Source organism: Streptomyces sp. H51 (assembly GCF_035656535.1).
In the GTDB taxonomy this organism is placed as follows: Bacteria; Actinomycetota; Actinomycetes; order Streptomycetales; family Streptomycetaceae; genus Streptomyces.
Window position 1 is genome coordinate 1 of record NZ_JAYMHD010000005.1, and the last position, 14,041, is coordinate 14,041.

9 protein-coding genes are annotated in these 14,041 nt (G+C 73.9%); 5 read left to right on the forward strand and 4 right to left on the reverse strand.

Annotated elements, in window-relative coordinates; genetic code table 11:
- Positions 1-384: 384 nt before the first annotated feature.
- The gene (locus VKA29_RS00165; RefSeq protein ID WP_324783038.1) at positions 385-945 is read right to left on the reverse strand and encodes a MarR family transcriptional regulator; all 561 of its coding nucleotides are present in this window, start codon (positions 943-945) and stop codon (positions 385-387) included.
- Positions 946-1,085: 140 nt separating this feature from the next.
- Here VKA29_RS00165 and VKA29_RS00170 point away from each other — a divergent pair, with 140 nt between their 5' ends.
- Positions 1,086-2,360, forward strand: coding sequence for an MFS transporter (locus tag VKA29_RS00170; protein ID WP_324783090.1), 1,275 nt, complete (start codon positions 1,086-1,088; stop codon positions 2,358-2,360).
- Positions 2,361-2,434: 74 nt separating this feature from the next.
- Here VKA29_RS00170 and VKA29_RS00175 read toward each other — a convergent pair whose 3' ends face one another.
- Together VKA29_RS00175 and VKA29_RS00180 are read right to left on the reverse strand one after the other, a co-directional pair.
- Entirely contained in the window at positions 2,435-4,096 is a 1,662-nt protein-coding gene (locus VKA29_RS00175; protein WP_324783039.1) for an ATP-binding SpoIIE family protein phosphatase, read from the reverse strand.
- Positions 4,097-4,317: 221 nt separating this feature from the next.
- A complete protein-coding gene (locus VKA29_RS00180) occupies positions 4,318-5,715 on the reverse strand; it encodes an NAD(P)/FAD-dependent oxidoreductase (protein WP_324783040.1) in 1,398 nt (465 codons plus the stop codon).
- A 379-nt stretch (positions 5,716-6,094) separates the two neighbouring features.
- On the opposite strand from VKA29_RS00180, the gene VKA29_RS00185 reads away from it, so the two are divergent.
- Positions 6,095-6,853, forward strand: a complete 759-nt coding sequence (locus tag VKA29_RS00185) for a helix-turn-helix domain-containing protein (protein ID WP_324783041.1) — start codon at positions 6,095-6,097, stop codon at positions 6,851-6,853.
- A gap of 460 nt (positions 6,854-7,313) precedes the next feature.
- On the opposite strand, the gene VKA29_RS00190 is transcribed toward VKA29_RS00185, so the two are convergent.
- The gene (locus tag VKA29_RS00190; RefSeq protein ID WP_324783042.1) at positions 7,314-9,413 is read right to left on the reverse strand and encodes an asparagine synthase-related protein; all 2,100 of its coding nucleotides are present in this window, start codon (positions 9,411-9,413) and stop codon (positions 7,314-7,316) included.
- A gap of 685 nt (positions 9,414-10,098) precedes the next feature.
- Between VKA29_RS00190 and VKA29_RS00195 the strand changes: the two genes are divergently transcribed.
- The 3 genes from VKA29_RS00195 (at position 10,099) to trmB (ending at position 13,991) form a co-directional block, all read left to right on the forward strand.
- Positions 10,099-11,523, forward strand: coding sequence for an MFS transporter (locus tag VKA29_RS00195; RefSeq protein WP_324783043.1), 1,425 nt, complete (start codon positions 10,099-10,101; stop codon positions 11,521-11,523).
- Positions 11,524-11,647: 124 nt separating this feature from the next.
- Positions 11,648-12,859 (forward strand): L-2-hydroxyglutarate oxidase, encoded by a 1,212-nt coding sequence (lhgO, locus tag VKA29_RS00200; protein ID WP_324783044.1) that lies wholly within the window; start codon positions 11,648-11,650, stop codon positions 12,857-12,859.
- 244 nt (positions 12,860-13,103) lie between these two features.
- Positions 13,104-13,991 (forward strand): tRNA (guanosine(46)-N7)-methyltransferase TrmB, encoded by an 888-nt coding sequence (trmB, locus tag VKA29_RS00205; RefSeq protein ID WP_324783045.1) that lies wholly within the window; start codon positions 13,104-13,106, stop codon positions 13,989-13,991.
- The last annotated feature ends 50 nt before the right edge of the window (positions 13,992-14,041 follow it).

The following is a 14,041-nucleotide window of genomic DNA, read 5'->3' on the forward strand; positions in this document are numbered from 1 at the left end:
GACTCTATCAGATCTTTTCTCGATCCGATTTCCTCGGTGCTTTCCAGGTTCCCGCTCTCGCGTTTCCCTTTCCGGCGTTTCCGACTTTACCAGATCCTCTCGGCGTCTGATTCCCAGTCAGCGGGGGCTGCCTTCCCGGCCGTTGGGCCGTTCCGACGTCCCAAACCTTAGCGGATCCGGTCGGCAGTTCCTAATCGAGCTGCCGACCCCCAATTCGGACAGAATTCGGGAACGCCGAATTCATCCCGGCCGGGAAAGGTCGTGCTGTGGTTTGGTGCCGCTGGCGCGGCGGAGGTGCTGCCGCAGAAGCGTTACGCCCCGCGGCAACCCGAAGAACCCTACGGATCGCCGAGGGGGCTGTCAAGCGCCCCCTGTCAAGATGTTTCAGTCGAGGTCACTGAGACGCCCGCCGGCGTCCGGCTGCGCGTGTTCCACCCTGCGCAGGAGCCGGGTGAGGACCTCGCCGAGGGCCGTGCGCTCCTGCGGGTTGAGGTCCTGGAGCAGGTCCTCCTCGAAGACCGACGCCAGGCGCATCGCCTCGAGCCACTTCTCGCGGCCCTCCGCGGTCAGCTCGACGATCACGCGCACGCGGTTCGACTCGTCGCGTGCCCGGGTGACCAGGCCCTCGGTGACCATGCGGTCGATGCGGTGGGTCATCGCGGCCGGCGTCAGGCCGAGGCGCTTGGCGAGGTCGCTCGGGCCCAGGCGGTAGGGCGCGCCGGACAGGACGAGGGCCTTGAGGACCTCCCACTCGGCGTTGCTGATGCCGAGGGCGGCGGTCTGGCGGCCGTAGGCGACGTTCATGCGGCGGTTCAGGCGGGACAGCGCCGAGACGATCTTCTCGACCTGGGGGTCGAGGTCCCGGAACTCGCGCTGGTAGGCGGCGATCTGCTCGTCGAGGGTCGGCTCGCCGCTGAGGCCGAGGGTGCCGGGTGTGTCGCCCATGGACCCCAGTATCGCATGGAGGCGGTTGGCGTTGAAGTCCTTCGAGATGTAGAGTTTAGCTTCGAACTTTAGCTTTGAAGTCTTTGGTGCTAAGTACTGACCGCACCAACCGTGTGAGAGAGGTGAACGTGACCAGGGCGATGGGCGCAGCGATGCGCCGGATCCACGTGGGCAACGCACTCAGCGCTTTCGGCCTCGGCTTCACGGTCCCCTACCTGTACGTCTACGTGGCGCAGGTGCGGGGACTGGGTGCCATGACGGCGGGCCTGGTGCTCGCCGTGTTCGCCGTCGCCGCGCTGGTCGTGCTGCCGTTCGCCGGGCGGGCCATCGTCCGGCGCGGCCCGCTGCCGGTGCTGCTCGCCGCCCTCGTCACGGCCGCCGCGGGGGCGCTGAGCCTGGGGCTCGCGGGTGACGCGACGGCCGTCCTGCTGTCGGCGGCCGCGCTCGGGGCCGGGCAGGCCGTGATGCAGCCGGCGCTGGCGACGATGATCGTGGACTGCTCGACGGCCGACACCAGGTCGCGGGCGTTCGCCGTGCAGTTCTTCCTGCAGAACCTGGGGCTGGGCGTCGGCGGGCTCATCGGCGGCCATCTCGTCGACTCTACGCGCGTCGCGTCGTTCACCCTGCTGTTCTCGATCGAGGCGGCGGTGTTCCTGCTGCTGGTGGCCGTCATGGCGACGGTGCGCATGCCGCGCGCGCCGCGCTTCGAGGGCGCACCGGCGCGTTCGACGCGGGACGGCTGGAAGCAGCTGCTGGGCAACCGGGCCATGGTGCAGCTGTCGGTGCTGGGCTTCGTGCTGTTCTTCGCCTGCTACGGGCAGTTCGAGTCGGGGCTGGCCGCGTACGGGGTCGAGGCCGCCGGGATCTCGACGTCCGCGCTCGGTACCGCGCTGGCCGCCAACACGCTGGTGATCGTCGTCGCGCAGTTCGCCGTGCTGAGGTCCGTGGAGCGCCGGCGGCGGTCCCGGGTGATCGCGGGCGTCGGCCTGATCTGGGCCGTGGCCTGGGTCACGGCCGGGTTCGCCGGGCTCGGGCACGGCAGCCAGGAGATGGCGACGGCGGCGTTCGTCACGACGTACGCCCTGTTCGGGCTCGGTGAGGCGATGCTGTCGCCGACGGTCGCGCCGCTGGTCGCCGATCTCGCGCCGGAAGGCATGGCCGGGCAGTACAACTCGGCGTTCGCCCTGGTGAAGCAGCTCGCGCTGGCCGTCGGGCCGGCGGTGGGCGGGCCGATGGCTGCCTCGCTGCACGGGCCGTACGTCGTGACGTTCCTGTTGTTCTCGCTGGGGATCAGCGTGCTGGCGGTGCGGCTGGGGCGGCGGCTCACCCCTGCGCAGGACCATCCGTGGCGGGGCAGGAGCCGGGTGGTCACCCGGGGCGGAGCGGCCGCGGAGGCCGTGCCCGCGGAAGCCTGAGCCGGGCGGCGGCCGTCACCTCCGGGTGACGGCCGCCTCCGTCTTCCGGCGGGGCGGGCGCCTTCGTGCCCCGGTCAGGCGGCCGCCGCCTTCGGCAGGACGAACTCGCACCAGACCGCCTTGCCGCCGCCCGGTGTCCGTCTCGACCCCCAGCTGGACGCGATCGTCGCGACGATGGCGATGCCCCGGCCCGACTCGTCCCCCGGTTCCGCGCGGCGGCGGCGCGGGAGGTGGTCGTCGCCGTCGGTGACCTCGATGATCAGGCGGCGGTCGGTGCGGCGCAGGCGCAGGCGCATGGGCGGGGTGCCGTGCTGCAGGGAGTTGGCGACCAGTTCACTGGCGGCCAGGACGCCCAGGTCGTGCAGTTCGGTGGGGAAGCGCCAGCTGGTGAGGACGCCGGAGGCGAACGCCCGCGCCCGCGGGGCCGCTTCCACCCCGCCGAGGAGTTCCAGGGCGGCGTTGCGGAACAGTTCGCTGTCCGGGCCGGAGCGCGCCGGGTGCTGCAGGACGAGGACCGCCACGTCGTCGTCGTGGCCGGCGGTGACGCCCGCCGAGCGGACCAGGCGGTCGCAGACGACCTGCGGGGAGCCCGTCGCCCCGGCCAGGGCGCGTTCCAGTGCCGCGATGCCCTCGTCCAGGTCCTCGTCGCGCCGCTCCACGAGGCCGTCGGTGTAGAGCACCGCCGTGGAACCGGGACCCAGCGCGATCGAGCCCGACGCGTGCACCCAGCCCCCGGTGCCCAGGGGCGGGCCGGTCGGCTCGTCGGCGCGCGAGACGTCACCGTTCTCGTCGCGGACCAGGATCGGCAGGTGACCGGCCGAGGAGTACACCAGCCGGCCCTCGTTCGGGTCGTGGATGGCGTACACGCACGTGGCGATCTGGTTGGCGTCGATCTCGGTGGCGAGGCCGTCGAGGAGCTGGAGGACCTCGTGCGGGGGCAGGTCGAGGCGGGCGTACGCGCGGACGGCGGTGCGCAGCTGGCCCATGACGGCCGCGGCCCGCACGCCCCTGCCCATGACGTCGCCGATGACCAGGGCGGTGCGGCCGCCGCCGAGGGTGATGACGTCGTACCAGTCCCCGCCGACGGCGGCCTCGGTGCCGCCGGGCTGGTAGGTGGCGGCGATGCGCAGGTCGTCGGGCTGTTCCAGTTCCTGGGGCAGCAGGGAGCGCTGGAGGGTGACCGCCGTCTCGCGCTGGCGGCGCTCGCTGGCGCGCAGGCGTTCGGCGGCCTCGGCGTGGTCGGTGACGTCGGTCGCGAAGAGGAGCACGCCGGGGCCGCCGGAGCCGCGGCCCCGGTGGCCGTCGCCCTCCGCCACCGGGGTGCAGGTGAAGGTGTAGGAGCGGCCGTCGGGGGCCTTGCGGGACTTCAGGGTGCGGGGTCTCCCGCTGCGCAGGACCTGGTCCAGGAGGGGCAGCAGGCCCAGCTCGTCGAGTTCCGGGAGGGCGTCGCGGGCGGGCACGCCGAGGGGGCGGGCGCCGAAGGCCGCCGCGTAGCCGTCGTTGACGTAGGCGACGCGGTGGTCGGGGCCGTGGACCAGGGCGACCAGGGCGGGGACACGGTCCAGGACATCACGGACGGGGAGTTCGTCGACGGCGGGCACGAGCGGGCGCTCGTCGGTGAGGTGTTCGGCGCGGGCCGTGGGCACGGAGCCCTCGCGGGTGATCACGTGGTCGGTCCGCGCTGCGGCGCGGCGCTGCGTTCCGGGGAGCCGGGCGCTCCAGCGCGTGAAGTTCACGAATCCTTGCCTCGTGTCGTCGTCTTCGGCGTCTTGGACCGGCTCCGGACCCGGCCTGGGGGTGGGGGGTTGGCGTCCCCGGGAAGCAGCACAGTGGAAAGCCTCTGGGTTCGAAGGGCGAGCGGATGCCCGCCCGAGCGGCGGGGATCAGTCTGGCAGGGTCGCCCACCGGGTCGACACCCGTCAGACGCCCACTCGGGCGCAGGAGTTCCTGGGTCCGGTCAGGACGACCCCTTCGGGTCGGACGTCGGGTCGGTAGGAGGCTTTCCACCGGCCGCGAGTTCGAACTCCGCTCGGGGATGTTCGAGCGATCCGAGGGAGACGATCTCTCGTTTGAAGAGGCCGGCCAGCGTCCATTCGGCCAGGACGCGGGCCTTCCGGTTGAAGGTGGGCACCCTGCTGAGGTGGTAGACGCGGTGCATGAACCACGCAGGGTAGCCCTTGAACCTGCGCCCGTAGACGTGTGCGACGCCCTTGTGGAAGCCGAGCGAGGCGACCGAGCCGACGTAGCGGTGGGCGTACGTCTCCAGGGGCTCGCCGCGCAGGGAGTGGGTGATGTTGTCGCCCAGGAGCCTGGCCTGGCGCAGCGCGTGCTGGGCGTTGGGGGCCGTCTCCTTGCCGGGTCCTCCCGGCTGGGCGGTGTCGTCGGCGGTGATGTCGGGGACGGCTGCGGCGTCTCCGGCGGCCCACGCGTGCGGGGCGCCCTCGATCGTGAGCTGGGGGGTGCATTTCAGCCGACCTCGCTCGGTGCGCGGGAGGTCGGTGGCGGCGAGCAGCGGGTGGGGTCTCACGCCGGCCGTCCACACCACCGTACGGGTGGGGAAGCGGGATCCGTCGCTGAGGACGGCGACGCGGTCGGCGCAGGACTCCAGGCGGGTGCCGAGGCGTACGTCGATGTTGCGCCGGCGCAGTTCGGAGACCGTGTAGCGGCCCATCTCCGGACCGACCTCGGGCAGCACACGGTCGGTGGCCTCGACGAGGATCCACTTCATGTCGCCGGGTTCGACGTTGTGGTAGTAGCGCGTGGTGTAGCGGGCCATGTCCTCCAGTTCGCCGAGCGCCTCGACGCCGGCGAATCCGCCGCCGACGAAGACGAAGGTCAGGGCCGCGTCGCGGATCGCGGGGTCACGGGTGGAGGAGGCGATGTCCAGCTGTTCGATGACGTGGTTGCGCAGGCCGATGGCCTCCTCGACCGACTTGAAGCCGATCGCGTGCTCGGCGAGTCCGGGGACGGGCAGGGTGCGGGAGACCGATCCGGGCGCCAGGACCAGTTCGTCGTACGTCAGTTGCGTGGGACCCGTTCCCTCCTCCGCCGTGGCGAGGGTGGTCAGGGACGCGGTGTGCTTGGCGTGGTCGATGGACCGGACCTCGCCGACGACGACGTGGCACAGGTCGAGGACGCGGCGCAGCGGGACGACGACATGGCGTGGGGAGATGGAGCCGGCGGCCGCCTCGGGGAGGAACGGCTGGTAGGTCATGTACGGGTCGGGGGTGACCACCGTGATCTCGACGTCACCGCGCCTGAGCTCGCGTTTCAGCCTCCCCTGCAGACGCAGGGCCGTGTACATCCCGACGTAGCCGCCGCCGACAACGAGAATGCGCGCACGTTCCTTCACCATCCCATGACGCACCCGGCGCGTGCGTTTGTCCACAGCCCCGACAGGGTGAGTGACCCGGGACCGGCACCGCCCGGAGTTGGCCGAATCACCGATGGCCACCGAAGGTGCCCAGGTCAGCGGGCATGCGTGGGGGGTACCGAGGGGGACCAATCGGGACGTTCACGACCCGTGCTCCGATCGGGGGGCGCTCCGTGCGGAACCTGCCCCTTCTGAATTGACTGTCTCTCAACTATGTTCGTGCCAACGGGGTGTAGGGGGAATGCGCTCGTCGGGTCCGGAGTCCGTGACGGACGGACCGGTGGTCCAGGATTCCCGCGCGCTCCGCCGTCAGTTGCGGGGAGAGTCTCCGGGGGGAGACGTCATTACCGGGGGATCGCTTATGAGCATTCAGGACTCGCATTGGTCGGCCGCGTCCGCTCTCGCACCGGGCGGCATGATGAGCGCGGCGGCGGGCAACGGACGCGCGGACAGAGCGCGCACGACGCCGCTGCGCGTGGACGCACAGCGCAATCTCGAACACGTACTGCGCGCCGCGCGCGAGGTCTTCGGCGAGCTGGGGTACGGCGCGCCGATGGAGGACGTGGCGCGGCGGGCACGGGTCGGCGTGGGGACGGTGTACCGGCGCTTCCCCTCCAAGGACGTCCTGGTGCGCCGGATAGCCGAGGAGGAGACCTCCCGGCTGACGGACCAGGCCCGGGCGGCGCTCGGCCAGGAGGAAGAGCCGTGGTCGGCGCTCGCGCGCTTCCTGCGGACCTCGGTGGCCTCGGGCGCCGGGCGGCTGCTGCCGCCGCAGGTGCTGCGGGTGGGCGTGGCGGACGAGAACGCCGTGATCGACGAGGCTCCGGTCCCGCAGCAGCGTGCGCAGGCCGGCTCCGGTGAGCTGCGGCTGGTCGCGGAGGACGGTTCCACGGCCGCCGCGGACGACGACACGGGTGCGGCGGCGCTGCTTGAGGTCGTGGGCCGGCTGGTGGAACGGGCGCGCGCGGCGGGTGAGTTGCGGCCGGACGTGTCGGTCTCGGACGTGCTGCTGGTGATCGCGACGGCGGCGCCCTCGCTGCCGGACGCGGCGCAGCAGGCGGCCGCCTCGGCGCGGCTGCTGGACATCCTGCTGGAAGGGCTGCGGTCGCGCCCGGCCTGAGTCCGCGGTTACCGGCCCCCGGGTCCCGTCGCCGGTCCGCACGCGTCCGGGTGCTCTGACGATCCGCCAGCGGGGCACTGCGGGTCGCTGCGACGCGGTGCCCGGGACCGGCCGGGCAGGGGGGCGGGGGCGCCGTTCCGGGACGAGCGCCGCCGGGCGGGCGGATCACCGGGCGGGCGGATCACCGGGCGCCGGTGACGCGAGGCCGGCGGTACGGGCATCGGCGACGCGGCGCAGGCGCCGGTCACCGCAGGGGCCGGTCACCACGGGCGCCGGTCACCGCAGGCGCCGGTCGGAGGGGGCGCCCGCCGGAGAGGACGGTGGTCGGGCATACGGCGTCCCGTAGCCGCCGTATGCCTCCGCGCGGGCCGTCCACAGCCGCCGCCGCTGCCCGCCGAGCCGCTGCTGCACGCCTGGCCTTCGCTGCAACGCCTGGCCGTCGCTGCACGCCACGTCGCCGCTACATGCTCCCGGCTCGCCCGCCCGAGGCCAGCGCGCCCCGCTGCGGGCTGATACCCGCGGGCACCGCCCGCTGGCGGGCCGGGGTGCCGGTCCAGCAGGTGCCGCGGCGGGCCAGGAGGCGGCCGAGCCACAGTTCCAGGGAGACCAGGTCGGCCAGGCCGTCCAGCGGCAGCGGCTCGCCCTCGGCGGCCGCCCGCAGCGCCTTGCGCACCACCCGCGCCTCGACCAGGCCGGCCTCCGCGAGCAGCGGGGTGGCGAACAGGGACATCAGGGAGTCCGCGGCCACCCTCAGCCCCGTGCGGGCGGCGACCGCCGCCGACGCCTGGGAAGGGGCGCCCCAGCCGGGCGGGAGGTCGCTGACCCCGGCGCCCTCCAGGACCGTGCGCAGGATGGCGGCGCGGGCTCCGGGCTGCACCCGGAGGGCCTCGGGCAGGGCCCGGCAGGCGCGGACGACCTGGTTGTCGAGGAAGGGCGCGTGCAGGCGCTGGGAGCGGATCTCGGCGGCCTGTTCCAGGACGCGCAGGTCCGCCGCCTGCCGTGCCAGGGCCGCACGCGCGCGGTAGTCACCGGGACGCTGGCCCGGCCCGACTCCGGAGCGGCTCGTGGAGGCCTGCAGGCGAACCGATACTTCAGCCAGCGCCTCCCCGGTCAGCCAGCGCGCCGCCGGCCCCGGTCTGGCCCACGTCAGCGCGGCGAGCGACGCGCCGACGGCACTTCCGGGTTCGTCGAAGCGGCGCTGCATGAGGCGCTCGGCGAGCAGGTCGAGGCCCGCGCGGTACGGCGTCCGCGCCAGCTTGCGCGCCGCGGTGTACACGCGCGCGGGGACCAGCACCGAGCCGTCCGCCTTGGCGAGAGCGGCGACCGGGCGGACGAGGTGGCGGCGCTTGCGGTCCATGAGGAGGTCGGCGAGGCGCGCGGGGTGGGCGTCCAGGACCTGGCGCGCGCCGTACCCCGTGAAGTGGTCCGCGCTGCCGGCGGCCAGGCGGGCCCGGTGGCGGGCCGCGGTGACCAGGCTGGGGCCCGGCTCGTCGGTCAGGGGACCGTCCAGGCCGGCGTACGGCAGCGTCTCCTCGCCGCCCGTGACGACCACGTGGTGCAGGCGGGGGTTGGCGGCCAGGGTTCCCGCCCGCTCCAGTTCGGCCTCCCGGCCGCCGACGGCCAGGTCGTTGAAGGTGACCGCGAGCAGGCGCTCACCCGCGCCCGTGCCGTGGCCCAGGAGGGTGCCGGGCCTGCCGGGCAGGCCGGCGGCGAGCAGCGCCAGGGTGCCGGAGGCGGGGCCGCCGGAGAGGTCCGCGCCGATCCCGGCGACCGGCATCCCGCGCGCGGCGCGGCGCTCCGCGGGTCCCATGCCGGGCACGGGTCCGGGGTCCATGTCGGCACCGGGCACGTGCCGGGGCGCCGCCAGCCGGGCACGTACCGCCTCCACCAGGGCGTCGCGCACCGCGTCGACCGCGCTGTCGGGGTCGGCGGGGGGCGCCGCCACCGCGAGGGAGGCGACCGGCTCGTAGCCGGCGATCTCGCGCGCCCCGGCGCGCAGGATCAGCGCGTGTCCCGGCGGGACGCGGCGCACGCCCTCGTACGGCGTGGAGTCGTGCAGCGCGGCCGGCACCTCGGGGGCCGCCAGCAGGGCCGCGAGGTGACCGAAGTCGAGGTTCGCCTCGGTGAGGTCGGCCAGCGGCAGCGCGGCCGTCGCGTACGCCGTGCCGCCCGCCCACGGGGTGTGGAAGACCGGGCGCGCGCCCGCGAGATCGCCGCAGACGGTGATCCTGCGGCCGACCTGGAGGACGGCCGTGTAACTGCCCGGCCAGGCGGTCAGATGGCGCAGCGCGCCGCCGCGCGCTGCGAACAGGGCCACCCGCAGCTGCTCGTCGGAGGCCCCGCAGGTGCCCAGCACGGCGATCCGGGTCCGGGCATCGGCCTTCACCACCCGCACCTCGTCGGGGCGCCAGTCGCCGACGGCCCACAGCGGATCGGGGTCGCCCCACAGGAGTTGGGAGCCGACGGGTTGCACGGTCTCGCCGTCGTGCCCGGTGGCCCCCGCGGAACCGGTCCCGGAGGTCCCCGCGGCGGTGCTGCTCCACCCCACCAACCACCGCATCGACGCCTCCACAAGCTGTGGACAACCAGTGCACCGTACGAACCGGTTCCCCATGCTGCCATGAAGGAAGCGCGCCGGAGGCGTGGCGGCGCCGCACGAGATCCACCGGGCGCGCACCCGCGCCGACCCGGCCAGAGGCGCGGACAACCGCGCCGCGCAAGGCATCCGCGACGCGAATGCGCCCCCGCAGCGCGCCCCGAGAACGTCTTTCGCGCCCTCAACTACCGTGGTGGGAGGGGTGATCACCCGGGGGGACAGGGGTCGATTTTCGGCCAAATCGACGGCACGCGGACAGGGGCGGGCCACGCTCCGTACTCGCCCTGCGCACCGTATACCGCGCACGCGGTCCGGGAGACGGAGATCGCCTCCCGGACCGTTCCACCGCCCGCGGGGATGAAGGCGGCGGTGTCCCCCAGCCCACTGGATCCAGTACAGCGGGCCGACCCACGCACGATCCATGCAAGCGCTCCCCCGCCGGCCGCAGAAGAGCGCACACACGGGCGCACGGCCACACGGCCGGGAGCACGACGCAACTGCGCGTATCGGGCCCGCCCTTCAGTACGGACCACAATCCCGCCATCCGGAACAAAGCCCCTTAACGCTTGGGATGCGGCGAACTACGCTGGGTTTACGAATGCCGCGTGGTTATGCCAGCGCGGCAGCCGTCTGTGTCGAGGGGTGGCGCATGTCCAGGGAGCAACGCGGGCCGAACGAAAAACTCGGCGCCGTTCTCGCCCTCGCGGGAATCAGCAACGCAGGCCTCGCGCGGCGCGTCAACGACCTTGGCGCCCAACGCGGGCTGACTCTTCGCTACGACAAGACCTCGGTGGCGCGCTGGGTGTCCAAGGGGATGGTGCCGCAGGGCGCCGCCCCGCACCTCATAGCGGCCGCCATCGGGCAGAAGCTCGGCCGTCCGGTGCCCCTCCACGAGATAGGGCTGGCGGACGCCGATCCCGCACCGGAGGTGGGCCTCGCCTTCCCCAGGGACGTCGCGCAGGCGGTGAAGTCGGCGACCGAACTGTACCGGCTCGACCTCGCCGGCCGGCGCGCCGGTTCCGGCGGCATCTGGCAGTCACTGGCCGGCTCGTTCGCGGTGAGCGCGTACGCGACACCCGCCTCGCGGTGGCTGATAACCCCGGCCGACAGTTCGGTGGCGCGCGAGGCGAACTCCGCGGAGGGCTCCGGCGCATCACTGAAAGTCGGCCACAGCGACGTACGGAAACTGCGGGAGGCCGCCGAGGACGCCAGGCGCTGGGACTCCAAGTACGGAGGCGGCGACTGGCGTTCGTCCATGGTGCCGGAGTGCCTTCGGGTGGAGGCGGCGCCGCTGCTGCTCGGCGCGTACTCCGACGAGGTCGGCCGGGCCCTGTTCGGGGCGTCCGCCGAACTCACCCGCCTCGCGGGCTGGATGGCCTTCGACACCGGCCAGCAGGAGGCCGCACAGCGGTACTACATCCAGGCGCTGCGCCTCGCCCGCGCCGCCGCCGACGTCCCCCTCGGCGGGTACGTCCTGGCGTCGATGTCCCTGCAGGCGACCTACCGCGGCTTCGGCGACGAGGGCGTCGACCTCGCGCAGGCCGCGCTGGAGCGCAACCGGGGCCTGGCGACCGCCCGCACCATGAGCTTCTTCCGCCTCGTCGAGGCACGCGCGCACGCACGCGCGGGCGACGCGCAGGCCGCCGGGGCGGCCCTGAAGGCGGCCGAGGGCTGGCTGGAGCGGTCCCGGGAGGGTGACAACGACCCGTCCTGGCTGGGCTTCTACTCCTACGACCGGTTCGCCGCCGACGCCGCCGAGTGCTACCGCGACCTGAAGGCGCCGCGGCAGGTGCGCCGCTTCACGGAGCAGGCCCTGTCGAAGCCGACGGAGGAGTTCGTGCGCTCGCACGGGCTCCGGCTGGTCGTCTCGGCGGTCGCCGAACTGGAGTCCGGCAACCTCGACGCGGCGTGCGAGCAGGGCGTGCGGGCGGTGGAGGTCGCCGGACGCATCTCGTCCGCGCGCACCACCGAGTACGTCAAGGACCTCCTGCACCGACTGGAACCGTACGGGGACGAGCCGCGGGTGGCGGAGCTGCGGGAGCGGGCCCGGCCCCTGCTGATGGCCCCGGCGTAGCGGCCCGCGCGACCCGCCGCGTCCGACGGCACCGTACTCGAGAAGGCACCGCGTTTGCCGGGCAGCGCGTTTGAAGGCACTGTCAGTGGCGCAGTGCACTATCGGATGCGGGAGGTGGTGCCAGGTGCGGACCGGGCGGGTCTACGACTGCGACGTGCTCGTCATCGGCGGCGGGATCGTCGGCTTGTCGACCGCGTTCGCGATCACGCGTGCCGCGCCGGGCACGCGCGTGACGGTGCTGGAGAAGGAGCCGGGCCCGGCCCGGCACCAGACGGGGCGCAACAGCGGCGTCATCCACAGCGGGATCTACTACCGCCCCGGGTCGCTGAAGGCCCGGTACGCGGTGCGGGGCGCCGCCGAGATGGTCAAGTTCTGCGCCGAGTACGGCATCACGCACGCCGTCACCGGCAAGCTGATCGTCGCCACGGAGCGGGCGGAGCTGCCCCGGCTGCACGCACTCGTCCAGCGCGGCCGGGAGAACGGCATCCCGGTGCGGGAACTGGGCGCGGCGCAGATCGCGGAGTACGAGCCGGAGGTGCGGGGCCTGGCGGCCATTCACGTCGGCACGACCGGGGTGTGCGACTTCGTCGGCGTGGCCCGGCAGCTGGCCCACGCCTCGGGCGCGGAGATCCGCTACGGCGCCCAGGTGGAGCGGATCGACCGGCGCCCGGAGCGGGGCGTCGCCGTGCGGACCCGGGCCGGCGACGTCGTACGGGCGCGCGTGCTGGTGAACTGCGCCGGCCTGTACTGCGACGAGGTGGCGCGGCTCACCGGGGACGAACCGGACGTACGGATCGTGCCCTTCCGCGGGGAGTACTACGAGCTGGCGCGGCCCGAGCTGGTGCGGGGACTGGTGTACCCGGTGCCGGATCCGGCGTTCCCGTTCCTCGGGGTGCACCTCACCCGCGGGATCGACTCCGGCGTCCACGTCGGACCGAACGCGGTGCCGGCGCTGGCCCGCGAGGGATACGGCTGGGGCGTCGTACGCCCGCGGGAGGTGGCGGGGACGCTGGCGTGGCCGGGGTCCTGGCGGATGGCCCGCGCGCACTGGCGCTACGGGGCGGGCGAGCTGCGCCGGTCGGTGTCCAAGCGGGCGTTCACGGCGGCGGTCCGCAGACTGCTGCCGGCCGTGACGGAGGACGACCTGGTGCCCACGGCGGCGGGGGTGCGGGCGCAGGCGGTGCTGCGGGACGGGACGCTGGTGGACGACTTCCTGATCCACGAGGGCCCGCGCGCCATCCACGTCCTGAACGCCCCCTCCCCCGCGGCCACGGCGTCACTCCCGATCGGCCGGGAGGTGGCCCGCAGGGCACTGGCCGCACTGGGCGGCGACTGAGCCCGCCCCGGACCCGGACACCGCCACCGGCCGACCGGCTGCCGTACGCCCGCGACCCGCGACCCGCGACCCGCGACCCGCGACCGCACGGCGGCAGAAGACCACAGCCGGTCAGTCCCCCGCCCGGACCCCCACCCACCACCGCCGGACGACCACGCGCCCCCGACCGGAACCCCGCCCTCACCGCCCCCGGCCGAAGCACGCGCCCACCACCCCGAACCGCGCACGTAAAATCGACCGCACTGTGTCTGACTCCCGCAACGCCCCCGAGACCCCCCGCCCCGCCGCTCCGGCCGCCCCGGTGCCCGGCGAGCACCTCGCCCCCGCCCCCGCCCCCGGTGCGGGCGCGTCCTTCCCGCGTGCCCGGGGCAAGGGGGAGCCCCGGTTCCCGGACGGGCCGCAGGCCGATCCCGCCGGGTCGCACTTCGAACGGCGCATCCGGAGTTTCCAGCCCCGGCGCAGCAGGGTGACCGCGGGGCAGGCGGACGCGTTGCAGCGGCTGTGGCCCAAGTGGGGACTGGACATCGACGGGCAGCGGGTGATCGACCTCGCCGAGCTGTTCGGCAACTCCGGCCCGGTGGTGCTGGAGATCGGGTTCGGCATGGGCGAGGCCACCGCGCGGATGGCCGCCGCCGACCCGGGGACCAACATCCTCGCCGTCGACGTGCACACCCCGGGCCAGGGCAATCTGCTCAACCTCGCCGACCAGGCCGGCCTGTCCAACGTCCGGGTCGGCAACGGGGACGCGATCATCCTGCTGCGCGAGATGCTCCTCCCCGACTCCCTCGACGGCCTGCGCGTCTACTTCCCCGACCCCTGGCCCAAGAAGCGGCACCACAAACGGCGCCTGATCCAGCCCGAGTTCCTGGATCTCGCCGCGTCCCGCATCAGACCCGGCGGCATCGTGCACTGCGCGACCGACTGGGAGCCGTACGCCGAGCAGATGCTCAAGGTGCTCACCGCTCATCCCGGGTTCGAGAACACCCGGCCCGGCGGCGGTTTCGCGCCGCGCCCCGACTTCCGGCCGCTGACCCGTTTCGAGGGACAGGGACTGGACAAGGGACATGTCGTGAACGACCTGCTGTTCCGCCGCGTGCAGCAGCACCACCCCCAGCCCCCCACCGGCGCCTGAAGCGCGCCGGACGCGTTCCGCACCGTCGCGGGCGGCGCACCGCCTCGTTA

Coding starts and splice junctions, on each gene's coding strand:
- VKA29_RS00165 (WP_324783038.1), bottom strand. CDS start 945: ATGGGCGACACACCCGGCACCCTCGGCCTCAGCGGCGAGCCGACCCTC.
- VKA29_RS00170 (WP_324783090.1), top strand. CDS start 1,086: ATGGGCGCAGCGATGCGCCGGATCCACGTGGGCAACGCACTCAGCGCT.
- VKA29_RS00180 (WP_324783040.1), bottom strand. CDS start 5,715: ATGGTGAAGGAACGTGCGCGCATTCTCGTTGTCGGCGGCGGCTACGTC.
- VKA29_RS00185 (WP_324783041.1), top strand. CDS start 6,095: ATGAGCATTCAGGACTCGCATTGGTCGGCCGCGTCCGCTCTCGCACCG.
- VKA29_RS00190 (WP_324783042.1), bottom strand. CDS start 9,413: ATGCGGTGGTTGGTGGGGTGGAGCAGCACCGCCGCGGGGACCTCCGGG.
- VKA29_RS00195 (WP_324783043.1), top strand. CDS start 10,099: ATGTCCAGGGAGCAACGCGGGCCGAACGAAAAACTCGGCGCCGTTCTC.